Below are 26,493 nucleotides of genomic sequence, written 5' to 3' on the forward strand. Positions count from 1 at the left end.
TAGGAATATAAAATAACCTTTAACCTTTCGCCTTTCACCTTTTACCTCAATTAACACATTGCCTTATTCAGGGCGCGGATAGCTTCATTAAAATCTTCGCGGGCTACTAAAAACTGAATGTTGACCATTCTTAATGCAAAGCCGCAACTTTTAATATTGATCCCTTTTTGGGCCAATGCTGTGGCCGACTTGGCCAGCAGACCTGGCTGATCCATATTGGAACCTATCAGGCAAACCATGGCCATTTTTTCAACAGCCACCTTTTCGTAATTGTCTTCCAGTTCACCGATCAGTTTTTTGTTGTAGTCTTTTTCCCATATCACTATCGAAATGCTATTAGCGCTGGTAGCTTTGAAACTGTAGCTGACGCCAAACTTGTAAAACAGCTGCATGATATGAAAATCAGTCCCTACATTGCCAACCATCGATGGGTCGTAAATGTCAATCATGATAACTTTTTCGGTGCCGGTGATAACCTCAACGCGTTTTTTATCGCAAATATATTCGCGGGTTATCAATGTACCCGGGTGCTCCGGCTGGAAAGTGTTTTTGATCCTGAGGTCGATATCGTTTATTTCCAGCGGCTTTGAGGCTTTGGGGTGGATAGCTTCCATGCCCACATCGGCCAGCTGATCGGCAACATCATAATTGGTATTACCAACCGGCGAACAGTTTTCGATACCAACCAGCTCAGGATCAGCAGTACAAAGGTGGTACTCTTTGTGAATGATAGCTTCCTGTGGTTGCACAGCAACGGCAATTTTACTGAAGGTAACTTCTGAATAGCCGCGGTCAAACTCACGCATAATGCCTTCGGTGCCTTTGGCATAGCCGGTAACAATGGTAATGGTTTTTGAAAAATCAATATGGGCCAGGTCCTTTTTAATACGCTGGTCAATGGTTAATGCACGGTGGTCATGAAATCCGCTTAAATCAACCAAAGTTGCATTGATCCCCATATTTTGCAGGATATTGGTAAAATTGAAAGCCGAATGACTTTCACCAATCGAGGCCAGGATCTCGCGGGCAGCCTGCAAAATTCCCTCTTTCCCTACGTAGCCTGATGCCAGGATATTGGCCAAATTTTCAAGATAGGTTTGTGCGTCCTTTATCCTTGTTTCAATGTACCTATCAGCTTCGGCTATGTTTAAACCAAGGCCTTCATAAGTTTTGTTGATTTGCTTTAAGCGTGCAATCAGTTGTTTTAAAGGCGTATGGAAATCCTTGTAGTTGGCAAGCTTATGATATACACCGGGTGCGCCTGTCTTTTTGTTTTCAAGCAGGAGGTTAGTTACTCCCGAAAATGCGGATACTACAAATATGCGGTTATAGAGTTGGTCGCCGCTGCGTTCAAACAGGATAATGTTTTTGATCACATCACCCAAAGCGGTCATGGATGTACCGCCAATTTTTTCTACTGTTAACATTTTATATTGAAAAGATCAACAGCCAGATACCATAACTGTACCAATTGTAATAACTATTTATAATTGGTTGAATGCAAATAGCTTGTATCCGAACTGCTTTTAAAAAAATAACTCATTTTGATATATACTATCAAAACGATTGAAATATAATGATTATTTACTTTCTGCTTTGAGTTTAATTAACTGACTTTGAAACACAGCTATCAAAAGCTCTCTGCTTAACTGTCCTTCTTATACAGATCGCCTGCCTTTTCGGCCGAAAGGCGGATGCCCTTGATCATAGCCGAACTGAAACCATGGTGTTCCATTTCATTTAAGCCAGCAATGGTACAGCCGCTTGGCGAGGTTACCTTGTCAATTTCCTGCTCGGGGTGTGATGCCAGTTGCAAAAGGAGGTCGGCCGCACCTTTAGCGGTTTGGGCTGCCATTTTCAATGCGTCGTGGGCATGGAAGCCAATTTCGGTTCCACCTTGTGATGCAGCGCGAATCGATCTTAAAAAGAAAGCGATACCGCAAGCGCAAAGAGCTGTGGCCGAAGTCATCAGTTCCTCGTTGATCTGTATGGTTACACCAACTGTATCAAAAAGAGATTTTGCCATGTTGATGTTTTTGTTAGTGCCATTATCTGTGGCAATACAAGTCATGGAATGGCCTATAGCAATGGCGGTATTAGGCATAGCGCGAACTATCTGAACGTTAAGATCAAGATGCTGACGGATATCGGCACAGCTAACGCCCGAGATCACGGATATCAATAATTGTTTATCCGGTTTTAATGATGGCTTAATTTCATCCAACAGTTTGTTAAGCTGTTGAGGCAGCACGGCCAGTACAATAATATCGGCTTTGCGTACGGCACGCAGGTTGTTGTCAGATACAAGGTAACCCTGTTCGGCATATTGAGACAGCGCTGCTACGTTACGGCGGGTTAATGATATTTGCTGGGGCTTACAAATACCTGATTTAACTAAACCTTTGGCTAATGACAGGCCTATATTACCAGAGCCTAATATTGAAATGTGCTGTTGTGAGTTCATGCGTTTTGAGTTAAACGTGTTCCAAATGGTTTGTTATCTTTCAATTGACCAAGATCATCTGATTTGCCAATAATTACCGCCTTTACGCCACATGCAATGGCAGTGAAGGCGTTGTCAAGTTTAGGCAGCATTCCGCTATGTATTATCTTTTCCACTTTCAGTTCCTCGTAGCGCTGCGGGTTAATCTCCCTGATCAGAGATTCTTCGTCATCGATATCTTTCAACACACCTTTTTTCTCAAAACAGTATATGAGGGTGGTTTCATATAATCCCGATAACGATACCGCCAGCGCCGAAGCGATGGTATCTGCATTGGTATTTAGTAACTGACCCTCGCCGTCGTGCGTTATGGCACAGAAAACAGGGGTGAAGCCCGCTTCCATTAACCGGCTTATATTTTCAGGATTGATAGAGTCTTTAACAATATCACCAACAAAACCGTAATCAATAGTTTTTACAGGGCGCTTAACTGCTTTAATAAAATTACCGTCGGCACCGGTAAGGCCTATGGCGTTGTTGCCAAAACGCTGCAGCTGTGCTACTATATTTTTGTTAATGAGGCCGCCATAAACCATGGTAACCACTCTTAACGTTTCAATATCGGTGATGCGCCTGCCATCAACCATTTTCGACTCGATGCCTAAATCTTCGGCCATTTGTGTGGCCACCTTTCCGCCCCCGTGTACCAGGATCTTCAGGCCGTCAAGCGCTTCAAAGTCCTTTAAAAAATGATATAGGTTTTCAGAGTTATCAATAACGTTTCCACCTATTTTGATTATATAAAGGCTCTTATTTGATGGTAATTTACCCGTTTTGATATGATCTGTATCAATTTTGTTCATTCCAAGTATCAATATAACTAATTTGGTATCAAATTTCCACCTTTTTGAGAAGAAATCTGTTAAAAATACGAAAATATAGTCTGTTTTTTCAAAAATTGATTTAAAAATGATAGACTGAATTTGCAGTTTAACTTTACAATTTGATTATGAAAGAATTAGTATTATTGGAAAACTTTAAGGCATTATCCTTGCTTATATCTATCTATGGAGCAAAAAAAGAATACCAGGCCGCGTGTGGCAATTATTGGGGGAGGATTTGGCGGGATACAATTAGCTAAAAAATTAAAAGATGCACCTGTTGATGTGCTGATGATCGATAAACATAATTATCACACCTTTCAGCCCTTATTGTACCAGGTTGCAGCAGGCTCCATAGCCGCCGATTCAATTGGGTTTCCGTTACGGCGCATTTTTACCAGGCAAAAGAATTTCCGCTTTGCGCTTGCCGAGGTGCAGAAAATCAACCCGGAGAGTAATACGCTTGATACCGATATAGGTACTATTCATTACGATTACCTGGCCATTGCAACCGGCTCCAACACAAACTTTTTTGGCAACAAGGAGATTGAGCATTTTGCCATGCCGATGAAAAATATTCCGGAAGCATTAAACTTAAGGAGCCTGATCCTCCAAAATTTGGAGATGTCCCTTATATCTAAAGATCCCGAAGAAAAAGCCGCGTTAATGACATTTGTTGTTGTAGGCGGAGGCCCAACAGGTGTGGAATTATCCGGTGCGCTTGCCGAAATGCGCGAGCTGATATTAATGAAGGATTACCAAGGCCTGCGCAAACACAGCATGAAAGTTTACCTTGTTGAAGGTAAGGCCGACTTATTGGCCGCCTTTTCGCCAGGGGCACGGGCAAAGGCCAAGAAGTTTCTGGAAGATATGAATGTAACCATTTATAACAGTGTACACGTGGAAAGTTACAATGGCTATCTCCTGAAAATTGATAACGGCACAACGATACTTACACGCAACGTACTTTGGGCCGCGGGAGTGAAAGGGGAATTTCCTGAAGGTATCTCTACCGATAATATTGCCCGCGGTAACCGGATCCTGGTTGATGAATTTAACAAAGTAAAAGGTTACGAAAACATTTATGCCATAGGTGATGTGGCTGCCATGATCACCGACGAATATCCTAACGGGCATCCCGGAGTAGCACCTGTGGCTATCCAGCAGGGGCAAAACCTTGGCGAAAACGTTTATCGTATGTTTGAACGTAAGCCTCTGATGCCCTTTAAATACAGGGATAAAGGCTCGCTGGCAACAATAGGGCGTAATAAGGCTGTGGCGGATTTAGGAAAAATTCATTTTCAGGGATTTTTTGCCTGGCTGGTATGGGGATTTGTGCACATCATGTCGTTAGCGGGTTTTACTAATAAGGGTATCATATTTTTTAGCTGGGCCATAAACTATTTCACCAAAAACAGCGACAATCGCCTCATAGTACGCTATTTTGATACCGAAACCCGAATGACCGACCCCGAATCGAGATAAATCAAACAATAGGCTGTTTAAATCCTTACTTGTAAGTATTTATGGATCTGTTTGTTGTAATTGCTTTATTGGTTATAGTCAGCGCGGTTTTCTCATATCTTAATGCGCGTTTTATTAAGTTGCCGGGTACAATTGGTATTGTATTACTGGCGACAATCACATCTATAACCATACTCATCGTTGATAAAGTTGATTCGTCGATGGCCGATTACCTGGGCACACTGGCCAAAAACATCAACTTTTCAAAAGCTGTATTAAATATTTTGCTTGGATTTTTGCTTTTTTCGAGTTCGTTTAATTTGGATGGCCGGAAGCTCAAAAAGGAAATGCGCCCCGTATTTGTACTGAGCACATTGGGGGTTATTATTTCAACAACGGTGTTCGGCTTTTTGCTATTCTACGTTGCACCGGTTTTTCATATCCATATGCCGCTGATCTATTGCCTGTTGTTTGGTGCGTTAATCTCACCTACAGATCCGGTAGCGGTTTCGGCCATTATCCGCAATTCCAAACTACCGGCCAATCTCGAAACCATTATTTCGGGCGAATCGCTGTTTAATGACGGCATAGGACTGATCATGTTTGTGATCATTTTGGAAATTGCCCGGGTGGGGGAGGAAAAGATCGAATTGGCAAAAGTTGTTGTACTTATCATAAAGGAAATAATAGGGGGAATGTTAGCCGGGGCTGTGTTAGGCTATGTAGCCCATCGGCTAATGCGCTCCGTTAAAGATTTTCAGACCATTGTGTTGATCTCGCTGGCATTGGTAATGGGCTTGTCGGTATTGGCTGTGCTGCTCGGCTTCTCGCTTCCCTTAGCAGTAGTTATTGCCGGACTGTTTGCCGGCGGGCAATCCATTAACCAGGATAACAAAGAAAAATCGCACGAGGCACTGGAGAAATTCTGGAAACTGGTTGATGAGATACTGAACACTATTTTATTTGTGATGATAGGCCTTCAGTTGGTTAACCTGCCCTTTGTAAATAATTACTGGGTTACGGGAAGTATCTCCATCGTTACCGTTTTAATAGCCCGCTGGTTAAGTATCATGCTGCCGCTTACGTTTTTAAGGCAAACACTTAAGGTAAACTACAGTAACATCAATATCATGACCTGGGCTGGCCTGCGCGGGGGAATCTCTATTGCTTTGGCATTATCGCTACCAAATACGCCATACCGGCACCTGATCCTGTCGGGAAGTTATTTTATCGTGATATTTTCGGTAATAGTACAGGGGCTAACCTTAAACAGAATGATCAACAGTGCTTCTAAAAAGGTAGCAGAATAAAACATTCTATTTAATCTGCCGCGGGTTTAGCGGAGCGTAACCCGTGGTAAAAGATTTTTGAAGTTTTCAACTTCACCGGTTAAGTTAAAACTCAACCGATATGCGCCACGGGTTACGCTACGCTAAACCCGCGGTAGTTAATTTATTTAAGGCGCGACATGTATTTGCCAATTTCAGCCTCAACCGTATCTCCGCTCTTACTTAATGATTCAACAATGTTTTCCCGTTCCACTTCAGTACGGTTTTGACTCAATTTTTGTTTGCCCTGCAAATCATTAACGATGATCTCAAAAGCCACAATGCCTTTCATCATGCGTTGCTTATACTCATCAGGTAGGTTATTCCATTGCGTTAGATAATTAGCTTCATAGTTACTGATCATTTGTGCTAACAGATTGGCAGTTTGTTCTCCTTCGGATAAAATCGTGGCTTTACCATATGCATGTACGGCGATATAATTCCAGGTAGGTACGTTGGTTTCCTTTTCGTAATGTTTTGGTGAGATATAGGCGTGGGGCTCAGTAAAGATCACCAATATTTCCTTTCCAATAATTTCAGCAGCCTGCGGATTTGCCTTAGCGAAATGTGATGACAATACAATTTTATCATCACGTTTACTTACCAAAAAGGGGATGTGCGTAGCAAAAGGAACATTATTAGTAGCGGTAACGATAGTTGCAAAACTATAGCGTTGCATAAAATCAATTGCTTCCTGCTCGTTCGTTAACTGAAAATGCTTTGGCGTGTACATTGGAGGAATTTAGTTAGTGCCTGTTTTAAAGTATGCCTTGAAATGATGGGGAAATTCCTTTTCGTAAAATGGATAGGGAATCCCTTCAATAGAAATTAGAAACTCGTCATCGTCCGTACCGGATATAGTAGCAGCCAATCCTTTGATCTCGCCGCCACTTACATCAAAAACATGCAAGTCAGGAATTTCATTGGTGGCGATGAGTTTAAGTTCGCTATCTTCCTGGAAGCTGATACCGTTATTTACACAATAGTCTCTGAAAAAAGAATAATCAAAGGTATCAGCGATAAACGATATCTTACCGAGTATAACCCCCATTGGCGGATCTGCATTTTCAAATCCGGTTGTGCCAATTTTGGTATTGCCAAGTAAGATATCGTACACTTTGTCCATATTAGGAAGTTAAGGAACAAAGTTGAAAGCTACAAACTCTCCAGCATCTGTTTCAGTACTGCCTGGGCAGCCCAAACGCGATTTCCCGCTTCATGCACAACGATTGAGTTCGGGCCATCTAATATTTCATCAGAGAGCTCCAGGTTACGGCGTACAGGCAGGCAATGCATTACTTTGGCATTGTTGGTTAGTTCCAGTTTTTTATTGGTCAGCATCCATTCTTCGTGTTTACCCAATATATTACCATAGGGCTCATAAGCCGACCAGTTTTTTACGTAGATAAAATCAGCACCGGCCAAAGCTTCATCCTGATTGTAGGTAATGTTTGCACCCTGGGTAAAATCGGTACAAAGCTCATAACCTTTAGGCTGTACAATGGTAAAGTCAACATCGGCCTTGCACATCCACTCCGAAAATGAGTTTGGAACGGCCTGCGGTAATGGTTTAATATGCGGGGCCCAGGTTAATACTACTTTAGGGCGTGCCGTTGTTTTTAACTCTTCAATGGTAATTAAATCGGCTAGACTTTGCAGCGGGTGACGGGTTGCTGATTCTAAACTAACAACCGGTACTTTGCAAAACTCAACGAATTTGTTGAAAATCATTTCGCTATAATCTTCTTCACGGTTGCGCAAGCCCGGAAATGATCGCACGCCAATGATATCGGCATATTGACCCATAACACCGGCAGCTTCGCGGATGTGCTCAACTGTGGTGCCGTCCATGATCACGCCGTCGCGCAGTTCAAGCGCCCAGCCTTCTTTGTCAATATTAAGCACCATCACATTCATACCCAGGTTAAGGGCTGCTTTTTGTGTGCTCATACGGGTACGCAAACTTGGATTCAAAAACACCAATGCAAGTGTTTTATTTTTACCAAGCTGTTGATGGGCAAACGGATCCTGCTTAAGCGCCAATGCCTCTTTTACAAGAGCATTAACATCGGCAACATCATTAACAGAAGAGAATAGTTTCATTGGTTTGATATTATAGCGAGTTATTGATTCAATACATTTACAAAAGCTTCCAGGAACCTGTCGGCATGAGCCTTAGTTAAATTAAGTGCCGGTAGTAACCTGATCACATTAGGTTTAGCTTCGCCGGTAAATATGTGGTGCTTGTTTAGCAGCTCTTTACGTGCGTGGGCCAATTCTTCAGGCAGTTCAATACCGATCATTAACCCGCGACCGCGAACCTCTTTAACCTGCTCCAGCTTTTTCAATTCTTTGATCAGGTAACCGCCAATTTCGGCAGCGTTTTGCATCAGGTTGTCCTGCTCCATAGTTTCAAGTACGGCCAACCCAGCAGCACAAGCCAAATGGTTACCACCAAAAGTGGTGCCCAGCATACCGTAAGCAGGTTGTATTTTTGGCGAAATAATGATGCCGCCAACCGGGAAGCCATTACCCATGCCTTTAGCCATGCTGTAGATATCAGCATCAACACCGGCAAAATCATGCGAAAAGAATTTACCTGTACGGCCATAACCGCACTGTACTGAATCGGCAATGAAAACTGCATTGTACTCGTCGCATAATGAACGGATCTTTTGCAGGAAGCTTTCAGATGCAACTTGAATACCGCCAACACCCTGAATGCCTTCAATAATTACTGAAGAGATCTCGTTGTTTTTGAATGCCTGTTCTAACGCAGCCTCATCTGCCCATGGCAAAAAGATCACGTTATCAGTTTCGTTAATAGGGGCAACTATCTTGGGGTTATCAGTAACTGCAACAGCCAAAGAGGTACGACCATGGAATGATTTGCTGAATGCGATAACTTTCTTCTTTCCATTATAAAAAGAAGCCAGTTTTAAAGCATTTTCATTAGCCTCGGCACCTGAATTACACAGGAACAACTGGTAATCTTCCTTACCCGAAACTTTACCAAGCTTTTGAGCCAGTTCTTTTTGGATAGGGATCTCGATAGAGTTAGAATAAAAGCCCAATTTATGTAACTGGTCTTCTAAACGTTTTACGTAGTGCGGATGGGTATGACCAATAGAGATCACAGCGTGACCACCATACATGTCTAAATACTCGGTATCCTGTGCATCGTACACAAGACTGCCCTGACCACGTGTTATGTTTATATTATTTATCGGATAGACGTCGAACAATTTCATTTTTTGTAGAGATAAAAGGGTAAACTTAATTAATAACAGAACTTCCGGATGCGGCGAACGGTTTAGAATCCGATCGCCTTAAGTCGTAAGCCTGCGCGCTCGTCCAGTCCGAACAATAAGTTCATGTTCTGTACTGCCTGGCCGGATGCGCCTTTAAGTAAGTTATCCATTATGCTTATAATGAATATTTTGTTATCGTGTTTTTTTACCTGGATAAAGCATTTGTTGGTGTTCACAATCTGCTTCAGATCGATATTACGGTTGGTTACATGCGTAAACGGATGACCATCGTAATAGCTTTGGTAAAGTGCTAAAGCTTCTTCTTCGGTTAAATCACTTTCAGTATAGATTGAAGCGATAATACCGCGGGTAAAGTCGCCACGATATGGGATAAAGTTTATAGCCTTGTCAAAATTACCTTGTAGTTGCCTTAACGATTGACCGATCTCATTTAAATGCTGATGACTAAATGCTTTATAAACCGACAGGTTATCATTACGCCATGTAAAGTGAGACGTTGGCGACAAGCTTTGGCCTGCACCGGTTGAACCTGTGGTTGCTGTAACATGCACTTCGTTATTCAACAGGCCCTTTGATGCCAGCGGAAGTAAGCCTAATTGCAAACAGGTAGCAAAGCAACCCGGGTTGGCAATGTTAGCAGCCGTTTTGATAGCCTCGCGATTTAATTCAGGCAGGCCGTAAACAAAACTTTTGCTATTTAAAGTTGAATTTTGGCTCAGCCTGAAATCCTGGCTCAGGTCAATGATCTTAACAGAATCGGGGATAGCATTTGCTTCCAAAAACTTTTTCGCGTCACCATGACCTACACAAAGGAAAAGCACATCAATATCTGTAGATAATTCAGCTGCAAATTTCAGCTCGGTATCCCCAAAAAGGTCGGTATGTACTTCGTAAACATAGTTGCCTGCATTGCTGTTGCTATGCACAAAAGCAATATCAACAGCAGGATGATTGATCAGGATCCGGAGCATTTCGCCGCCGGTGTATCCCGCTCCGCCAACTATGCCTGCACGTATCGCCCCCCGGCCCCCTGAAGGGGGAGCAAGAGTAGCGTCATTATTATCTTTAAATTCAGTCATAATTTTAAAAATTATTCCCCCTTTAGGGGGTTAGGGGGCCAAATTTATCCGATCATTATTTGTAGATGGATATGAATATAAAATAAATTCAAGATCGCTCCGGTCGTTGTTGCTGATAAAATGCTTTTGACCGGGATGGATCTCGATGCCCTGTTCTGGCTTCAATACCGTAACTTCGCCGTCTATCGAAAAGGTAGCCCGTCCTTTTAAAATAAAAAATACCTGTGTGGCTTTTTCGTGGTAATGCAATTGCTCGGCAGTATCCGGTGGCATCAGCTCCTGTTTAACAGACAGGGCTTCGGTATCAATGAAGGTCCATCCGTGGCAGTCGTCGCCCCAGTTATAATGCTTTAAGCAATCACTTTTTGAAAAAGCAGTATTAATCATTGCTTTGACCGTTAACCTTATGATAGATCATTACCTGGTTGCCAAATATTTTGGAGAACCCTTTAACGTCTTCGCCGCTCCATGCGTTATTCATCTCGCCGTAGCTGCCAAATTTGTTCGACATCAGATCATGATCAGATTCGATACCTACAACCTGGAAACGGTAAGGATGTAATTGTACAAACACTTTACCACTTACATTTAATTGGGTATCGTTCAGGAATGCCTCGATGTTGCGCATGATAGGATCATGGAACTGACCTTCATGCAGCCAGTTGCCATAGAAAGATGATAACTGATCTTTCCATGAAAGCTGCCATTTGGTCAACACATGTTTCTCTAAAGTGTGGTGAGCTTTGATGATCACCAATGGAGCCGCAGCCTCAAAACCTACACGACCTTTAATACCTATAATAGTATCACCAACGTGAATATCCCTGCCAATGCCATAAGGCTGGGCAATAGCCTGCAATGCCTGGATAGCTTTGGTTGGGTGATCATATTTTTCATCACCAATGGCCACCAATTCGCCCTTTTCAAAAGTAAGCACCAAATCTTTCACTTCGGATTCAGTAACCTGAGTAGGCCAAGCTTCTTCAGGTAAGCCAAGGTTTGAAGTTAAAGTTTCTTTACCGCCAACTGATGTACCCCAGATCCCTTTGTTGATAGAGTATTTGGCTTTTTCGAAGTTCATATCAACACCATGTTTTTTCAGGTATTCGATCTCTTCTTCGCGGCTCAGTTTCAGGTCGCGGATAGGAGTAATGATCTTTACTTCCGGAACAAGGATGTTGAAGATCATATCAAAACGCACCTGGTCGTTACCAGCACCGGTACTACCGTGGGCAACAAATTCGGCACCAATTTCTTTAGCGTAGTTAGCAATAGCAGTGGCTTGGCTTACGCGCTCGGCACTTACAGATAGCGGGTAGGTGTTGTTTTTTAATACGTTGCCGTAAATTAAAAAGCGTACGCAGGTATTGTAAAAGTTTTCGGTTTCATCAACCACATGGTGCGACGTTACGCCCATTTTATAAGCACGTTCCTCAACGCCTTTTAACTCTTCCTCGCTGAAACCGCCGGTATTTACAATAACCGAATGCACCTCGTAACCAAGGTCCTGTGTTAAATAAATACAGCAAAATGAGGTATCTAAACCTCCGCTATAAGCTAATACTACTTTTTTCTTCATTGTTTTTGGTGAGCTTAAAGCTAAAAGCATAAGGCTTAAAGCTTTACTTATCAATTATGGTGATCTGTTTCGTTTAATTAAGTAACGACCTCAAATTATGCGTCGTGTTTAATACGCTTCTTAATGGCGTTTTCTATACGTTCGAGCAAGGTTGCCTTATGCGTAATGCGTTGCATTTTTTCTTCGTATTCTTTCTGCTTTTCAGCCGGATCAAACAACATCGCTGTGCACATGCAGTTTTTGCGGCCCTTGCTGGTTAAAATGTCAAAGTTTACACAGCTTTTGCAGCCTGCCCAAAAGTTTTCATCCTGGGTAAGTTCGGAGTAGGTAACCGGTTCATAGCCAAGCTCCGAATTGATCTTCATTACAGCTAAGCCAGTTGTTAATCCGAATATTTTGGCATCGGGGTATTTGGTACGCGATAGCTGAAAAATACGGTGTTTAATAGCTTTTGCCAATCCGGCCTTACGGAACTGTGGATTAACAATGAGGCCCGAGTTGGCAACAAAGTCGCCATGGCTCCAGGTTTCTATATAGCAGAAACCGGCCCAGGTACCGTCTTTATGGAGGGCTATAACCGCTTTGCCTTCCAGCATTTTATTAGCAACATATTCGGGCGAGCGTGTAGCTATACCGGTTCCACGCGCTTTGGCCGATTCGGCCATTTCATCGCATATCATGGCAGCATAATCTACGTGCTGTGCAGTAGCAACCTGAATATCAAAATCTTGTATTGTCATTTAAATAGATAATTACCGTGAAATTAATCGGCCTTTTAAAGCCTTAAATAATTAGATGGTTTTTTTTAAAAGAAGTTTAAAAAACTCTTTTTGTGTGGGCAGGAGAGAAATTAATTCAAGCCCGTGGCATGAAGGTCCTTCGTCGGAGAGGGCAGTTTAAAAAAACAGTTGAACCCAAGGCAGCAGCAACTGGAGCAAAACTTGCTCTTGTAGCGGGCTTATTTAAGCTTGGTGTATTCATTTTTTTATTGAATTACTGTGTTTTTAATTTCGCTGCAAAGAAGACTATAAAATTTTATTTATACAAGAAAAAAATGTCATTATTTGAGGGTTGGTGAATAGTTGGTTAGGTTGATTGGGTGAATGGTTCTGTTTTTATCGTAACCTGCTGGTTTGCAAGTGTAACTGCTCGCCCAATCAACTTACTCAACCACTCACTTTTTTCTTAAAATATCATCGATGATCATATCAGCATGAACACGCGAGTTTTCAATGAACCATAAGTGGGTATCCAGCCCGCCGCAAACTACACCGGCAAGGTATAAACCGGGCATGTTTGTTTCCATGGTTTCGGGGTTATATTGAGGGATGAATTTATCTTCAGAAAGGATAATACCAAGCTTTTTCAGGAACTCAAAATTCGGTTTATAGCCCGTCATCGCCATTACAAAATCATTTGGGATAGTAATTAACCCTTCCGGTGTTTTAATATCGACCTCGTTTTCACGGATAGCTTCGAGATTTGAATTGAAATAAGCCTTGATGCTGCCTTCTTTGATGCGGTTGATGATATCCGGCCTTACCCAATATTTAACCCTGTTGCTTACCTCGCTACCGCGGATTACCAGTGTAACTTCGGCACCTTTGCGGTAAGTTTCAAGCGCTACATCAATAGCCGAGTTGCTTGAACCAACCACCACTACTTTTTGCAGGGTGTAAAAATGCGGGTCCTGGTAGTAGTGTTTTACTTTGGGCAGGTTTTCGCCGGGGATATCAAGGTTAACTGCGATATCATAAAACCCGGTTGAAAGGATCACTTTTTTTGCCTGATACGTCGCCTTTTTTGTGGTGATGGTATAATAGCCATCTTCGGGCTTCACTTCGGTAACTTCCTCAAAAAGATGAATAGGCAGGTTGTTTGACAGTGCTACCCGGCGGTAATACTCCAAAGCATCATTACGGGTAGGCTTGTTGTGTACGGTAACAAAGGGAACGCCGCCAATCTCCAGTTTCTCGGAAGTAGAGAAAAATGTCATGGTAGCGGGGTAGTTGTATAAAGAGTTTACAAGGGTGCCTTTTTCGACAATTACAAAACTTAAACCGGCTTTTTGAGCGGCAAGTCCGCAAGTTAAACCTATCGGGCCTCCACCAATAATGAATATATCGAGCATTTATATACAGTTATGAAGTTAAAGAAATCATGAACCTGTGCAGGTTCGGGGCATGTTTGCCGGTGCGGCAAAAATAAGAAAATAAAAAAAGGGTAAGCTACTTTTATCGCGCCGCTCAACTCTCTACCCTTGCTGTGTTCCCACCCTGGGGGAGTTCAAGAGGAGCTGGCCGTAAAAGACTTACCCCGGCGCAAATATAGAAAAAGGTAGCGTTTATGGTTAAGAAAATGTTAAAAAAGGCTTATCTGTTGATTTATAGAGGGATAATTTTTAATTTGCCTTGATATAGCCAGATTATCGTACTTCGTTAACACGTTTTCATCTCCTCGAAACTCAAATTCGCGGTAAGTTTTGGCATGCTGATCAATATCCAACAACAGATTTTTCAAAATAGTAAGCCGGTTAACAACGAATTTTACCTTCATTTCCCTCTTTTGAAAATGGGGCCAAAGCAAGTTAAATTGTTCGGGGGTTATAGCTCTTGCTACGGTAATATGGGGTATTGCACTGCTATCGCCAACGATATCCTTCAATAACTTTAGCCAATATCGGTTTTGCCCGGTAAGTTTAAGCTTTGCAAAAATGGTTTTGTTATAGTTGTTATCTTCGTTGAAGCAATCAAACCCATCTATTTCAAAAACGGCCGGGGGCAACAAATTTAGTTTTCTGCTCAAAAACGAAAAACCCTGAACATCTAGATCCAGTGGTTTGCGCGGGTAATTATTTATGGTGATATGCGCCCGGGCATGCATACTTGGGTAATTGCCGATAATGCGTTTTGCTTCGGTTTTTAATTTACGGACCATGACATCAACATGATCGGGTATCGGGAGGATAAAATGATAAAATGCGTAGTCCATGATTACTGAATTTTAAATGAACAAATTGATTTGATCCGGGCCGCCGGCTTTAAGCAGTTCCAGCTCATCGCGGGTATAGCCCGGGCCGGTCATGTTTTTAAATTCAAAAATTTTAAACTTATTCCATTTGGCAAAGGCATCAAGCGTATCACGTTTTAAAATGGTAAGTTCTTTAACCCAAAATGGCTCCATCAACTTTTTATGCTTAAAATGAGGCCACAGTGTGTCGAAATCTTTTTCCGGGATATCGCGCACAACGGTTATATGAGGTATGATATGCTTTTTGATGCGCAGCTTCTTTTTTAAAGTGTTGAACCAATCGTCGGTAGCGGGAGTTGCACGGATATTGGCATAAATGGTCATGCGGTTATGCAGATGGGTGAAATGATAAAACCCATCCATATGCAGTAACACGGGAGGCATAGTATTCAGCCCCTGTTCCATCAATTCCAGGTTTTTATCGGCCATAAAAGGCTTTTGCCTTTCAAGATGCTGTACAGAGATATGAGCCGGCGAATCCATACTTTTATAATTACCAATGAGTTTTGCCGATGCTTTTTTGTAACGGGCAATCTCATGCTTCACCGTTTCGGGAGGCGATAATAACATTAGATAATCTTCATATATACTCATTGGCTGTATCATTTTTGTTATTCAAATTTGCTAAAAAAATTAGCAAAATACCAAATTAATTTTCATATTTGTTGTGTGGAAGCTAAGCGGCATATTGTACATATCGACCTCGACTCGTTTTTCGTTTCGGTGGAACGAAAGTTTCATCCCGAGCTGATCGGTAAGCCGGTGATCATCGGTGGTTCGCCCGAAAGGGGAGTGGTGGCTTCTTGCAGTTATGAGGCCAGGGCGTTTGGGGTACATTCGGCTATGCCTACAAAAAAAGCTCTGCAACTTTGCCCTCATGCTATCCTTATCCGCGGTTCGCATGGGCGGTATGGGGAGGCCTCGCGTGAGGTTACACAGATCATCCACGATACGGTGCCTTTGTACCAAAAAACGTCGGTTGATGAGTTTTATATTGATTATACCGGCATGGATCGTTTTTATGATTGCTATCACGAAGCAAGCAAGCTAAGGCAGAAGATCATAAAGGAAACAGGTCTGCCTATTTCATTTGGCATGGCATCCGGCAAAACGATAGCCAAAATGGCTACCAATCAGGCCAAGCCCAACGGGCAAATGTTTGTAAAACATGGCGATGAAATGAAGTTTCTGGCTCCGCTTAACATTGGTAAAATTCCAGGCTTAGGAGAGAGCACCTGCAATAAGTTATATCAATATGGTATTGAAAAGATAGGCGACTTGCAGCGTACCAATATCCGCTTCCTCGAAACAGTTTTCGGGAAATACGGGCATTCACTTTGGGAAAAAGCCAACGGGATAGATCATAGCGAAATTGTTCCTCACTCCGACAGGAAATCCATCAGCACAGAGCATACGTTTAGTACCAATGTTGCCGATCACCGTACGCTCGAAACTATCCTGGTATCGATGACAGAGGAACTGTCTTCAAAACTCAGGAGAGAAAACAAACTTTCATCATGCCTGGCTATCAAGCTGCGCTACGGCAACTTTGAAACACATACCCAGCAGCAAAAAATAGCGCTTACCGCGGCAGAACATATCCTGATCCCCGGTGTAAAAAACTTACTTAAAATGGCCTGGGACCAGCACCGGCCGATCAGGTTGATAGGTGTTAGGTTAAGTGATCTTTGTACCGGCAGCTACCAGATCAACCTGTTTGAGGATAATGAAGAACGCATCAAACTTTACCAGGCCATGGATCAGATCAATTTTAAATTTGGCGACAAAACCGTTTGCAGGGCTGCCGGCATGGAGATCGGGACAAGGAATTTTAATCCGTTTATGCGGGGCTGACCGTTGATTTTTTTGATTACGTTGATTTCGCTGATTGCAGGAATTATCAATGTAAAGTACGTGTCATTTCGATAGAGCATGGGCTGATTGAGGGCTGGTGCGAAAGAGAAATCTTATAAGCCATGCAAGTCGCCGTGCATGGCGTATAAGATTTCTCCTCACACTGCCGCACTGCCTCCGCGGATTCGTCGAAATGACAGGGAGAATTATACATGTCAGTCGCGCCACTAATTTTCTACCAATGGTCAAAGGTTTTTTACCGTTGGTCAAAGTAATTTTATGGAGCGATGAGTTGTGACTTCTTTTGAACAAAAAGAAGAAATTATGGAAACCACACAACGTCAAACTTACCTCGATTGGTTGAGGATATTATCCATATTGGGTGTATTGTTTTTTCACTCGGCAATGCCTTATGTTGCCGAGGATGGCTGGCATATCAAAAACCATGAAACCAGCAACCTAATGATGGAATCAAATCATTTTTTGCACCTTTTTCGCATGCCGCTGCTCTTTTTTATTTCAGGTACCGTGAGTTACTACATGATGCAGCGGCGTTCTACACTCAGTTTCATAGGTTTGCGTTTCCGCCGTCTTTTTATTCCGCTTTTGGTGGGCATGTTCATCATTGTGCCGCCGCAGATCTACATGGAGCGTTTGGCCAATGGCTACAAAGGGTCATTCCTGGATTTTTATCCAAGTACATTTAGCTTTCAACCTTATCCTAAAGGCAATTTCAGCTGGCATCACCTTTGGTTTATATCCTACCTGTTTATTTACGACCTGATCTTCGCGCCTATATTCGCCTGGATGATCTCGCCCAAAAGCAATGCGTTTAAGCAAAAACTGGCGGTTTTGGCAGAAGGGAAATGGGTTTACTTGTTGATGCTGCCCGGAATCCTGTGGTTTACTTTCACCAGCTGGGATTTGCCCGAGACCAACGATCTGATCCACGACGGGAGTTACTTTATTTACTGGTTATTTTTCCTGCTGGCTGGTTTTATCTGTATTCTTCAGCCTAAACTGATGGACAGCCTGGAGCGCAATCGCCGGTTTGCTTTAACCATCGGTTTTTTAAGCCTGATGACCTGGGAAGCAATGCGATGGAACGGCGTTGAACCCTTGCATCCGCACTGGCCTTTTCAAAATATCGCGTTTTCATATGCCTTTACAGCTTTGCGACCAATCATCGCCTGGGGATGGGTGCTGGCGCTGGTTGGCTATGGCAAACATTATTTTAACCGCAGTCACAAAGTGCTGAATTACTTAAACCAGGCGGTATATCCGTTTTATATATTGCATCAAACGGTTATTGTTTTATTGGCTTATTATATTGTGCAAGCGCAAAATGAAAGCATTCTATCGAAATACATTTATACTGTTGGGATTACTCTTTTTGTAACCGTGCTTACCTATCATTTACTGATACGGCCTTATGCGCTAACCCGGTTTTTATTCGGTATGAAGCCAAAAGAGAAAACCAGTGCCGTAACAAAGCCGGAGACATTGGAGATAAATCATGAACCTGTCCTTTCTGCCTGAAATTTGTAATTTGCTGATATGAATTTTTTTCGGAAATATATTTTCCCGGCAGTATATGGCCTATTGGTATATTTTACCATCAGGTTGTTACATGATACCGACGTTGGCCAGCATTTTTGGAAAAGGGATTTTTACGTCAATGGCATTGAAATGGCCTGTTCCATATTGGTTGGTTATTTGGCCATCTATCTTTTTGAATGGCTTTTCAGGTACTATGACAAACACGGAACAGCACAGCTATCCTATCGGGACGTAGCACGGGAGTTGGCTATATTGGTAGGGGTAAACCTGGTATTGGTAAACGTAGTATTTGTTCCGATGGATATGGCCCTGCATGTAAGCCAGGGCATAGATGAACTGATGCCCTGGGCTGATGTGGCCGATATTAACATGATCCCCACGTTGTACGCTATTGTTTATTATGGCATTGCGCGTAGCAGTACCTGGCTAAAGGCCTACGTAAACAATAAGATGCAATTGGAAAAATTAACTAATGATCAACTGGAAACCGAACTGAAGTTTTTAAAAGCTCAATACCATCCGCATTTTTTGTTTAATGCGCTGAATACTATTTATTTTCAGATGGATGAAGATGTTCCCGGTGCAAAAAAGAGTACCGAGTTATTGTCGAACTTGTTGCGTTATCAGCTTTATGATCAGCAACAGCAGGTGCCTATAAAACAGGAGTTAGAGTATCTCGAAAATTATATCCGGTTGCAGCAGATCAGGGTAAGCAGCAAAATGAAGCTCAGTGTTAATTTTAACGGATGCTTAGCTGATCAGCAGATCTATCCGTTACTTTTGCTGCCCTTGGTTGAAAACGCTTTTAAATATATAGGTGGAGATTATAAAATAGTTATAGAAGGATGCATTACCGACGGTAAATTTGTTTTTAAAGTTTATAATGATGTGCCGGCAAATATGAAAGCCCCAGATAATTGCAGCGGTATTGGTTTAGAAAATTTAAGCCGCAGACTGCAATTACTTTACCCGGATAAACATCAATTAACTGCGGGTCGCGAAGGCGATCATTATACAGCAATACTTCAATTAGAAATTTAAATAATGGCCTCAATCAGTTGCATTATTACCGACGATGAACCCTTTGCCCGTAAAGGCCTGGAAGGCTACGTTACAAAAGCCGGCTTTTTTGACCTGAAAGCCCAATGTGAGGACGCTATGGAACTGGGGGCCTTGCTGGCCCAAGAGCCGGTTGATCTGCTGTTTTTGGATATCCAGATGCCGCACTTAACCGGCGTTGAATTTATCCGGTCGCTGCCCAATCCACCCAAAGTGATTTTTACTACTGCTTTTAAGGAATATGCCACCGATGGCTTTGATCTGGATGTGCTTGACTATCTGCTTAAACCTATTCCGTTTGAGCGTTTTATGAAAGCCGCTTTTAAAGCCAAAGACTATTTTGATTTAAGAAGTAACGCGGGTAGTGTCGATTACCTTTTTGTTAAGAGTAATGGCAAACTCGAAAAGATAGTTTTTGATGAGGTACTGTTTATCAAAGGCATGGAAAACTATGTAGAGATCTACATCTCGACGCGTAAGATCATAACGCATAGTACCCTGCGGGCTTTTGCCGAAAAATTGCCATCGCGCAAATTTATGCAAACACATAAATCATACATTGTTGCCAATAATAAAATTACGTCGATAGAAGGGAATATGCTGAATATTGGCACGTTTGAGGTACCGATCAGCAGGCAGCTTAAAGACCAAGTAATGCATGCGCTTATTAATCAATCAAGGTAGCAATCACTTTAAATAACTAAGATCAGAAATTTTTACACGAATTACCTTTCACACTCGACACAATTAATCGAATTACACGAATTTTTTAATGAGGTAAACTTGAAATTCGTGTAATTAGATTAATTCGGGAAAATTAGTGTGGAAATTTCTTGTTTGTTCGCTTCCTCTTACAAGCTGTTTAAGTTTGATGAATATCGCTTACAGGTAGATAAAACGTCATTGCCGTTGGTTTCAACCAACGGAATAATGAGTAGCAACAAGTGGGCTTCAGCCCAAATTCGCTTGTATAATTAGGCTAAAGCCAGGACTTTTTAGCTTTTTATTCCTTTGGTTGAAACCAACGGCAATGAAGATTCTGTATTTTTTAACGGCTTCTTATCATGCATTTTTAAAGTGATTTCCCTGTGTATAATTAAAACTATTTTGTAATATGCGGTTATACTACTATTGTATAACTAAAAAACCTATGGGGCACGGTAAAAACCTGTTCAAAGCTTTATCCACTTTTTTAACGGCAGGCTTGTGCTTAACCGTCAATATTTCATATGCCCAAACCCATAGCGACAGCGTTAAACTGGCTATCGAGCCATCCTATAATAATGTAAGCGGAACCCACCAGTTTTTTTTAGGCGATAACTATCGTAAGCTTTGGGCAGCGCCTGTTACACTGCCTGTATTTCATCTCACTACCGAAAAAGGCGGACTTAAAATATTGCAGAGGGGCGGGGGGAAGCAAACAAAATCATTACGTCTTCAGGACCCTACCGGGCAGCAATGGGTGCTGCGTACTATTCAAAAATATCCTGAAAAAGGTTTACCCGTTGATTTGCGGCCTACGGTGGCTAAAGATATCCTGCAAGACCAGGTATCGGCAGCGCATCCTTTTTCAGCACTTACTGTACCGCCTTTGGCCGAAGCGCTTGGGGTGCCTCATTCAAACCCCAAAATTGTTTATGTGCCGGATGATCCTGCTTTTGGGGAGTATCAGAAGGATTTTGCAAACCAGGTGTTTTTGTTTGAAGAGCGCGAGCCACTTGATGCCGAAAAAACTGATAACACCGAAAAGGTACAGCGCAAACTACAGGATGATAATGATAACCGGGTTGATCAAAAGACCGTACTTCGCGCCCGCCTGCTGGATATGCTTTTGGGCGATTGGGACAGGCATGAAGACCAATGGCGCTGGGAAAAGATCGACGGCAAACATGAAACCGTTTATGAACCCGTTCCCCGCGACCGTGACCAGGTGTATTACAAAACATCGGGCATATTGCCCTGGATAGTAGCTCATCAATGGCTCAAATCAAAATTTCAGGGTTACAGTGATGAGATCAGGGATATCAATGGCTGGAATTTTAACGCCCGTTATTTTGACCGGTATTTCCTCAACCAGTTGAGCGAAGATGACTGGAAAGAGCAGATAGCCTACGTACAAAGCAAATTGACCGATGATCTGATCAAAAAAGCGGTGCATTTAATGCCGGATACCATTTACCGGCTTTCGGGCCCGGAGATCATCAGCAAAATGATTGCAAGGCGTAATATCCTTCAAAAACAGGCGCTTGAGTATTATAAATTTATCTCGATATACGTAGATGTCCCTACGAGTGATAAAACGGACAAGTTCACCATAGCCCACGAAAGTAATGGCGATATCAGCCTTACGGTAAATAAGATAAAGAAAGACGGTAGCGTTGATAAAGTTACTTACCAACGTACTTTTAAGCCGGATGTTACCAAAGAGATAAGGATGTATGGTTTTGATGGTGATGATTTTTTTACGGTAAAAGGCACAACGCCGTCACCCATAATAGTTAGGATGATAGGCGGCGATGGCATGGATACTTTTGCCGTTGACAGTAGCTTGCATAATAAAGGCAAAACTTATATTTATGACCGCTCGGATCAGAAAAATGTACTTCCTTCATCGTCACTTGCCAAAAATCGTACGTCGACAGATACTGCGGTAAATAGTTATGATAAAACCAGCTTTAAGTTCGACAGGTTTGAGCCCATCATCCTGGCCAATTACAGCAATGATATTGGTATTTTACTGATAGGTGGTTTCTCGTATGAGCGGCATGGTTTCCGCAAGGAACCTTATGCTTTCAGAGAAGAGTTTCTGACTAATTATTCGCTGGAACGCAAATCATTTTTGTTTACCTACATGGCCGACTGGAAAAAAGCCATCGGCGAAAATGACCTGAAGATCAACCTGCTTTCGAGAGGGCCAAGCAACCTGAGCAATTTTTTCGGGATAGGGAATAACACCGTTTTTGAAAATGAAGGCGACAGGAAAATCTCCTACTATCGTAACCGCTATGACTATGTTACAGGTGATGTTTCCCTGCACCGCGATTTTGGGAAACTGCATGTAAGCGCCGGCATTGCAGGTCAGTTTTATAACAGCAAGGCAACCAACAATACCGAAAGGTTTTTGAATGGCTATAATGCCGCTTTTCCTAATGAGGAAGTTTTTGGCACCAAAGTTTATGGAGGTTTAACGGCCAACGCAACGGTGGATACCCGGAATAAACTGATCATCCCCACGCAAGGCATTTTATGGACAACCACGGTAAGTGGTTTTAGCGGTGGCGGTTCGGGAAGTCACAATACCTACGGGCAGGTATTATCTGAGTTTAGTTTTTATTTAAATCCCGATAGAGACTCAATATTGGTAATTGCTAACCGTACAGGTTTAGGCACTACGGTAGGTAATGCCGCGTATTTTCAGCAGATGAAGCTTGGCGGAGCGCAAAACTTTCGTGGCTTTCATACCAACAGGTTTACCGGTAAAACAATTGCTTATAATAACCTCGAGTTACGATTAAAGGTTATGGATTTTACATCGTACCTGCTGCCCGGTTCATTTGGCCTGATCGGCTTTAATGATGTAGGCAGGGTATGGGTTCCCGGCGAATCATCAGACAGGTGGCATGATGGTTATGGTGGTGGTTTATACATCATTCCTGCTCAATTGGTGCTGATAGAGGCTGTAATGGGTTTTTCAAAAGAAGGGTCGTTACCTTATATCTCTATCGGGTTTAGGTTTTAGATATAAAAATGCCCGTTCAAGCGTCCACGCGTGCGGTTAAATGTTAAGCATGGGCACTTAACATTGTTTGGATTCGAGCGGAAGACGCTTGAACCTGCGGAGTCCACAGATCTGCAGAATTGCATAACCTTATGCAACTTGAACTTCATTTTTACATTAATATCAGAAATTAATTGCCCTTTCCGGGCATGCAGGTTATCGGGATTTATATATTTGCATATGAATCACCTCATAGCACCATCTATCTTAGCGGCCGATTTTGCCAACCTGCAACGCGATATCGAAATGATCAATAACAGCGAAGCCGACTGGATCCACGTTGATATTATGGATGGTATGTTTGTTCCAAATATCTCTTTTGGCTTCCCGGTTGTAAGTGCTGTAAAAAAACACGCCACCAAGCCGCTCGACGTTCACCTAATGATTGTTGACCCCGATCGTTACCTGAAAGCGTTTAAAGATGCCGGAGCCGATAGTATTACCGTGCATCAGGAAGCATGCCCGCATTTACACCGTACTGTGCAGGTAATTAAACAATTAGGTTGTAAAGCTGCTGTTGCTATAAACCCGGCAACGCCTGTTTTTTTATTGGAGGATATTATTGCCGAACTGGATATGGTTTTGATCATGTCGGTTAATCCCGGCTTCGGCGGACAGCATTTTATTGACAACACTTATAAAAAGATCAAAGAACTCAGAACACTAAGTGCCGAGAAAAATCCCGGCCTGTTAATTGAGATTGATGGTGGGGTGGATGCTAACAATGTAGCAAAACTTATAGAAGCCGGTGCAAATGTGTTTGTTGCCGGTACTTCGGTATTCTCGTCGGCCAACCAGGTGGCCGCAATTTCAAAACTCAAACATCCCTAAAAGTTATTATTATCGCAATAATCACTACCAACCCTGTAGGGTTAGTTTAATTATTTGCAATCAAAGGCCCGTTTGTTGATTAATTGTATATTTTTTCAAAAAATGTAAATAATGTCTATATATTTTGTCAAATTAATTAACTTCGGCCCAACAAAATACAAACTTCCTAATAGTGTATTTAGAACCTACAATTCGTTAATTATATGAAACATAATTTTGGTGCCGGACCCGGCATTCTACCACACGAAGTTTTAAAGCAAGCTTCAGAAGCAGTTATTGATTTTAATGGTACTGGACTCTCTTTGCTTGAAATTTCGCACCGATCAAAAGAGTTTGAAGCCGTTTTAGACGAAGCTGTAAGCCTGGTAAAAGAATTATTCAATGTTCCGGAAGGTTATTCGGTATTGTTTCTGCAAGGCGGTGCCAGCACCCAGTTTGCTTTAGCCCCTTACAACCTGTTACCTGAAGGTGGTAAAGCAGCGTATGTTGAAACCGGCGTTTGGGCCAACAAGGCTTTAAAAGAAGCTAAATACTTTGGCGAAGTACAAGTTGTAGCTACTTCAAAAGAAGCTAACTTTACGTACATCCCTAAGGATTTTGAAATCCCGGCTGATGCTGCTTATATCCACATTACTTCTAACAATACCATTTACGGTACGCAGTTACAGGAGTTCTTTAAATCGCCAATTCCGGTGGTTTGTGATATGTCGTCAGATATTTTCAGCCGCGTTGTTAACGTTGCCGATTTCGGTTTGATCTACGCCGGTGCTCAGAAAAACATGGGCCCTGCCGGTGTTACTTTGGTTATTGTTAAGGACGATCTGCTGGGTAAAACCGGTCGTAAAATCCCTGCAATGTTCAACTACCAAACTCAAATTGAAGGTGGTTCAATGTACAACACCCCACCGGTGTTTGCTATCTACGTATCTATGCTTACCCTTAAATGGTTAAAAGCAAAAGGCGGCGTACCGGCAATTGAGCAGGAAAATATTACTAAAGCACGTGTACTTTATGAAGAAATTGACCGCAACCCATTGTTCAAAGCAGTGGCTGCCGTTGAAGACCGCTCAAAAATGAACGTTTGCTTCGTAATGGAAAACGCGGAGTTGGAGAAACCATTCCTGAAACTTGCCGAAGAACGCGGTATAGTTGGTATTAAAGGCCACAGGAGTGTAGGCGGTTTCCGCGCTTCAATTTACAATGCATTGCCAATAAGCAGCATCTATGCGCTGATTGACGTAATGCAGGAATTTGCTGAAAAGAATAAATAATTTATATCATTAAGTCATCGAGTCATTATGTCATTTTTATGGCAATGACTCAATGACCTGATGACCCAATGACGTATAAAGAGATGATCAAAATATTAGCTAACGACGGTATCGACCCGATAGGAAAAAAAATGCTGGAAGATGCCGGCTTTTTTGTTGATACCAACAATATCCCACAGGACGAGCTTCCTGAAAAATTGAAAAACTATGATGCTATTACCGTACGTAGTGCTACTAAAGTACGTAAAGCATTGATCGACGCTACGCCTAACCTGAAACTGATCGGTCGCGGTGGTGTAGGTGTTGATAATATTGATGTTGATTACGCCAAAGAAAAAGGCATTGGTGTATATAACACCCCGGCGTCTTCTTCTTTATCAGTTGCCGAACTGGTATTTGCCAGCTTATTCGGTTCTGTACGCTTTTTACCAGATAGCAACCGCAAAATGCCTGTTGATGGTGGTACTAAATTTAACGACCTGAAAAAAGCTTACGCTAAAGGTGTTGAGCTTCGTGGTAAAACTTTAGGTATTGTAGGTTTTGGCCGTATCGGCAGGGAAGTAGCTAAAATAGCTATCGGTGTTGGTATGGATGTTTTAGCTTATGACCTTTTTGATTTCAATCCCGAGCTGGATCTTGTTTTAGGCGGCGGTACCAAAGTTAAAGTATCTGTTAAAAAATCTACGCTTGATGAGATTATCACCACTGCCGATTTCATTACATTGCATACTCCATTTATCGACAAAGCTCTTTTTGGTGCCGAAGAATTGGCTAAAACTAAAAAAGGTGTTGGTCTGGTAAATATCTCACGTGGTGGTTTGATCGACGAGCTTGCTTTGGTTGATGCATTAAATAGCGGCCAGGTTTCATTTGCAGCGCTTGACGTGTTCGACAATGAACCAACCCCTCGTGCAGAGATCTTAACCCATCCAAAAATCTCCCTGACCCCGCACATTGGCGCTGCCACTAACGAGGCCCAGGAAAGGATTGGCGTTGAGCTTGCAAGCTTGATCATTGAGCATTTTAAAAAAGCATAACGCTAATTCACTCTAATTAGAGCGAAT

25 protein-coding genes and 1 other RNA gene are annotated in these 26,493 nt (G+C 42.3%); 11 read left to right on the plus strand and 15 right to left on the minus strand.

Annotated elements, in window-relative coordinates; translation table 11 throughout:
* Positions 1–50 precede the first annotated feature (50 nt).
* The 3 genes from MTO98_RS13020 to argB all read right to left on the minus strand — a co-directional run bounded on the left by MTO98_RS13020 (position 51) and on the right by argB (position 3,306).
* Entirely contained in the window at positions 51–1,427 is a 1,377-nt protein-coding gene (locus tag MTO98_RS13020) for an aspartate kinase (protein ID WP_243487089.1), read from the minus strand.
* A 218-nt stretch (positions 1,428–1,645) separates the two neighbouring features.
* Positions 1,646–2,464 (minus strand): pyrroline-5-carboxylate reductase, encoded by an 819-nt coding sequence (gene proC, locus MTO98_RS13025; RefSeq protein ID WP_243487090.1) that lies wholly within the window; start codon positions 2,462–2,464, stop codon positions 1,646–1,648.
* Positions 2,461–3,306 carry an acetylglutamate kinase gene (argB, locus tag MTO98_RS13030; protein WP_243487091.1) on the minus strand — a complete coding sequence of 282 codons (846 nt, stop codon included), beginning with the start codon at positions 3,304–3,306 and terminating at the stop codon, positions 2,461–2,463. Before argB ends, proC begins: the two co-directional genes overlap by 4 nt.
* Positions 3,307–3,510: 204 nt before the next feature.
* Here argB and MTO98_RS13035 point away from each other — a divergent pair, with 204 nt between their 5' ends.
* On the plus strand, positions 3,511–4,809 hold the full coding sequence (locus tag MTO98_RS13035) for an NAD(P)/FAD-dependent oxidoreductase (RefSeq protein ID WP_243487092.1): 1,299 nt from the start codon (positions 3,511–3,513) through the stop codon (positions 4,807–4,809).
* Positions 4,810–4,850: 41 nt separating this feature from the next.
* Complete coding sequence (locus MTO98_RS13040) at positions 4,851–6,098, plus strand: sodium:proton antiporter (RefSeq protein WP_243487093.1); 1,248 nt, start codon at positions 4,851–4,853, stop codon at positions 6,096–6,098.
* A 142-nt stretch (positions 6,099–6,240) separates the two neighbouring features.
* Here the strand turns inward: MTO98_RS13040 and MTO98_RS13045 are convergent, their stop codons facing one another.
* The 8 genes from MTO98_RS13045 to MTO98_RS13080 all read right to left on the minus strand — a co-directional run bounded on the left by MTO98_RS13045 (position 6,241) and on the right by MTO98_RS13080 (position 12,786).
* Positions 6,241–6,849 (minus strand): FMN-binding negative transcriptional regulator, encoded by a 609-nt coding sequence (locus MTO98_RS13045; RefSeq protein ID WP_243487094.1) that lies wholly within the window; start codon positions 6,847–6,849, stop codon positions 6,241–6,243.
* Positions 6,850–6,858: 9 nt separating this feature from the next.
* The gene (locus MTO98_RS13050; protein ID WP_243487095.1) at positions 6,859–7,242 is read right to left on the minus strand and encodes a hypothetical protein; all 384 of its coding nucleotides are present in this window, start codon (positions 7,240–7,242) and stop codon (positions 6,859–6,861) included.
* A 29-nt stretch (positions 7,243–7,271) separates the two neighbouring features.
* On the minus strand, positions 7,272–8,219 hold the full coding sequence (locus MTO98_RS13055; RefSeq protein ID WP_243487096.1) for an N-acetylornithine carbamoyltransferase: 948 nt from the start codon (positions 8,217–8,219) through the stop codon (positions 7,272–7,274).
* A 20-nt stretch (positions 8,220–8,239) separates the two neighbouring features.
* Positions 8,240–9,367, minus strand: coding sequence for an aspartate aminotransferase family protein (locus MTO98_RS13060; protein WP_243487097.1), 1,128 nt, complete (start codon positions 9,365–9,367; stop codon positions 8,240–8,242).
* Positions 9,368–9,429: 62 nt separating this feature from the next.
* Complete coding sequence (gene argC, locus MTO98_RS13065; protein ID WP_243487929.1) at positions 9,430–10,359, minus strand: N-acetyl-gamma-glutamyl-phosphate reductase; 930 nt, start codon at positions 10,357–10,359, stop codon at positions 9,430–9,432.
* Positions 10,360–10,497: 138 nt separating this feature from the next.
* On the minus strand, positions 10,498–10,854 hold the full coding sequence (locus tag MTO98_RS13070) for a cupin domain-containing protein (protein WP_243487098.1): 357 nt from the start codon (positions 10,852–10,854) through the stop codon (positions 10,498–10,500).
* Complete coding sequence (argG, locus tag MTO98_RS13075; protein ID WP_243487099.1) at positions 10,847–12,046, minus strand: argininosuccinate synthase; 1,200 nt, start codon at positions 12,044–12,046, stop codon at positions 10,847–10,849. Before argG ends, MTO98_RS13070 begins: the two co-directional genes overlap by 8 nt.
* 95 nt (positions 12,047–12,141) lie before the next feature.
* A complete protein-coding gene (locus MTO98_RS13080; RefSeq protein ID WP_243487100.1) occupies positions 12,142–12,786 on the minus strand; it encodes a GNAT family N-acetyltransferase in 645 nt (214 codons plus the stop codon).
* Between the two features lie 92 nt (positions 12,787–12,878).
* Between MTO98_RS13080 and MTO98_RS13085 the strand changes: the two genes are divergently transcribed.
* Positions 12,879–13,124 carry a hypothetical protein gene (locus MTO98_RS13085; protein ID WP_243487101.1) on the plus strand — a complete coding sequence of 82 codons (246 nt, stop codon included), beginning with the start codon at positions 12,879–12,881 and terminating at the stop codon, positions 13,122–13,124.
* Positions 13,125–13,220: 96 nt separating this feature from the next.
* Here MTO98_RS13085 and MTO98_RS13090 read toward each other — a convergent pair whose 3' ends face one another.
* The 4 genes from MTO98_RS13090 to MTO98_RS13105 all read right to left on the minus strand — a co-directional run bounded on the left by MTO98_RS13090 (position 13,221) and on the right by MTO98_RS13105 (position 15,670).
* Positions 13,221–14,177: a YpdA family putative bacillithiol disulfide reductase gene (locus MTO98_RS13090; protein ID WP_243487102.1), complete on the minus strand. Its 957-nt coding sequence runs from the start codon at positions 14,175–14,177 to the stop codon at positions 13,221–13,223.
* A gap of 87 nt (positions 14,178–14,264) precedes the next feature.
* Positions 14,265–14,363: signal recognition particle sRNA small type (gene ffs / locus MTO98_RS13095), an RNA gene on the minus strand.
* A 44-nt stretch (positions 14,364–14,407) separates the two neighbouring features.
* On the minus strand, positions 14,408–15,037 hold the full coding sequence (locus MTO98_RS13100) for a 2'-5' RNA ligase family protein (protein WP_243487103.1): 630 nt from the start codon (positions 15,035–15,037) through the stop codon (positions 14,408–14,410).
* Between the two features lie 12 nt (positions 15,038–15,049).
* Positions 15,050–15,670 (minus strand): 2'-5' RNA ligase family protein, encoded by a 621-nt coding sequence (locus MTO98_RS13105; RefSeq protein ID WP_243487104.1) that lies wholly within the window; start codon positions 15,668–15,670, stop codon positions 15,050–15,052.
* Between the two features lie 75 nt (positions 15,671–15,745).
* On the opposite strand from MTO98_RS13105, the gene dinB reads away from it, so the two are divergent.
* The 8 genes from dinB to MTO98_RS13145 all read left to right on the plus strand — a co-directional run bounded on the left by dinB (position 15,746) and on the right by MTO98_RS13145 (position 26,466).
* Positions 15,746–16,930: a DNA polymerase IV gene (dinB, locus tag MTO98_RS13110; RefSeq protein ID WP_243487105.1), complete on the plus strand. Its 1,185-nt coding sequence runs from the start codon at positions 15,746–15,748 to the stop codon at positions 16,928–16,930.
* Between the two features lie 324 nt (positions 16,931–17,254).
* Entirely contained in the window at positions 17,255–18,469 is a 1,215-nt protein-coding gene (locus MTO98_RS13115; RefSeq protein WP_243487106.1) for an acyltransferase family protein, read from the plus strand.
* A gap of 18 nt (positions 18,470–18,487) precedes the next feature.
* Positions 18,488–19,531: a sensor histidine kinase gene (locus MTO98_RS13120; protein ID WP_243487107.1), complete on the plus strand. Its 1,044-nt coding sequence runs from the start codon at positions 18,488–18,490 to the stop codon at positions 19,529–19,531.
* Positions 19,532–19,534: 3 nt separating this feature from the next.
* Positions 19,535–20,233, plus strand: a complete 699-nt coding sequence (locus tag MTO98_RS13125; RefSeq protein WP_243487108.1) for a LytTR family DNA-binding domain-containing protein — start codon at positions 19,535–19,537, stop codon at positions 20,231–20,233.
* A gap of 466 nt (positions 20,234–20,699) precedes the next feature.
* Complete coding sequence (locus MTO98_RS13130; protein WP_243487109.1) at positions 20,700–23,288, plus strand: hypothetical protein; 2,589 nt, start codon at positions 20,700–20,702, stop codon at positions 23,286–23,288.
* A 219-nt stretch (positions 23,289–23,507) separates the two neighbouring features.
* Positions 23,508–24,158, plus strand: a complete 651-nt coding sequence (gene rpe, locus MTO98_RS13135; protein WP_243487110.1) for a ribulose-phosphate 3-epimerase — start codon at positions 23,508–23,510, stop codon at positions 24,156–24,158.
* Between the two features lie 203 nt (positions 24,159–24,361).
* Positions 24,362–25,429 (plus strand): 3-phosphoserine/phosphohydroxythreonine transaminase, encoded by a 1,068-nt coding sequence (serC, locus tag MTO98_RS13140; RefSeq protein WP_243487111.1) that lies wholly within the window; start codon positions 24,362–24,364, stop codon positions 25,427–25,429.
* An 83-nt stretch (positions 25,430–25,512) separates the two neighbouring features.
* Positions 25,513–26,466, plus strand: coding sequence for a D-2-hydroxyacid dehydrogenase (locus MTO98_RS13145; protein WP_243487112.1), 954 nt, complete (start codon positions 25,513–25,515; stop codon positions 26,464–26,466).
* Positions 26,467–26,493: the final 27 nt, after the last annotated feature.

This window comes from Mucilaginibacter sp. SMC90 (assembly GCF_022811725.1).
GTDB lineage: Bacteria > Bacteroidota > Bacteroidia > Sphingobacteriales > Sphingobacteriaceae > Mucilaginibacter.

Bases quoted from the DNA above. Each gene is read 5' to 3' on its own strand.
- argG (WP_243487099.1), bottom strand. From the start codon at position 12,046: ATGAAGAAAAAAGTAGTATTAGCTTATAGCGGAGGTTTAGATACCTCA.
- MTO98_RS13145 (WP_243487112.1), top strand. From the start codon at position 25,513: ATGATCAAAATATTAGCTAACGACGGTATCGACCCGATAGGAAAAAAA.
- MTO98_RS13130 (WP_243487109.1), top strand. From the start codon at position 20,700: ATGGGGCACGGTAAAAACCTGTTCAAAGCTTTATCCACTTTTTTAACG.
- MTO98_RS13035 (WP_243487092.1), top strand. From the start codon at position 3,511: ATGGAGCAAAAAAAGAATACCAGGCCGCGTGTGGCAATTATTGGGGGA.
- MTO98_RS13020 (WP_243487089.1), bottom strand. From the start codon at position 1,427: ATGTTAACAGTAGAAAAAATTGGCGGTACATCCATGACCGCTTTGGGT.
- MTO98_RS13045 (WP_243487094.1), bottom strand. From the start codon at position 6,849: ATGTACACGCCAAAGCATTTTCAGTTAACGAACGAGCAGGAAGCAATT.
- MTO98_RS13055 (WP_243487096.1), bottom strand. From the start codon at position 8,219: ATGAAACTATTCTCTTCTGTTAATGATGTTGCCGATGTTAATGCTCTT.
- serC (WP_243487111.1), top strand. From the start codon at position 24,362: ATGAAACATAATTTTGGTGCCGGACCCGGCATTCTACCACACGAAGTT.
- argB (WP_243487091.1), bottom strand. From the start codon at position 3,306: ATGAACAAAATTGATACAGATCATATCAAAACGGGTAAATTACCATCA.
- MTO98_RS13090 (WP_243487102.1), bottom strand. From the start codon at position 14,177: ATGCTCGATATATTCATTATTGGTGGAGGCCCGATAGGTTTAACTTGC.
- rpe (WP_243487110.1), top strand. From the start codon at position 23,508: ATGAATCACCTCATAGCACCATCTATCTTAGCGGCCGATTTTGCCAAC.
- MTO98_RS13125 (WP_243487108.1), top strand. From the start codon at position 19,535: ATGGCCTCAATCAGTTGCATTATTACCGACGATGAACCCTTTGCCCGT.
- MTO98_RS13070 (WP_243487098.1), bottom strand. From the start codon at position 10,854: ATGATTAATACTGCTTTTTCAAAAAGTGATTGCTTAAAGCATTATAAC.
- argC (WP_243487929.1), bottom strand. From the start codon at position 10,359: ATGCTCCGGATCCTGATCAATCATCCTGCTGTTGATATTGCTTTTGTG.
- proC (WP_243487090.1), bottom strand. From the start codon at position 2,464: ATGAACTCACAACAGCACATTTCAATATTAGGCTCTGGTAATATAGGC.
- MTO98_RS13115 (WP_243487106.1), top strand. From the start codon at position 17,255: ATGGAAACCACACAACGTCAAACTTACCTCGATTGGTTGAGGATATTA.
- MTO98_RS13060 (WP_243487097.1), bottom strand. From the start codon at position 9,367: ATGAAATTGTTCGACGTCTATCCGATAAATAATATAAACATAACACGT.
- MTO98_RS13105 (WP_243487104.1), bottom strand. From the start codon at position 15,670: ATGAGTATATATGAAGATTATCTAATGTTATTATCGCCTCCCGAAACG.
- MTO98_RS13040 (WP_243487093.1), top strand. From the start codon at position 4,851: ATGGATCTGTTTGTTGTAATTGCTTTATTGGTTATAGTCAGCGCGGTT.
- MTO98_RS13100 (WP_243487103.1), bottom strand. From the start codon at position 15,037: ATGGACTACGCATTTTATCATTTTATCCTCCCGATACCCGATCATGTT.
- MTO98_RS13120 (WP_243487107.1), top strand. From the start codon at position 18,488: ATGAATTTTTTTCGGAAATATATTTTCCCGGCAGTATATGGCCTATTG.
- MTO98_RS13050 (WP_243487095.1), bottom strand. From the start codon at position 7,242: ATGGACAAAGTGTACGATATCTTACTTGGCAATACCAAAATTGGCACA.
- MTO98_RS13080 (WP_243487100.1), bottom strand. From the start codon at position 12,786: ATGACAATACAAGATTTTGATATTCAGGTTGCTACTGCACAGCACGTA.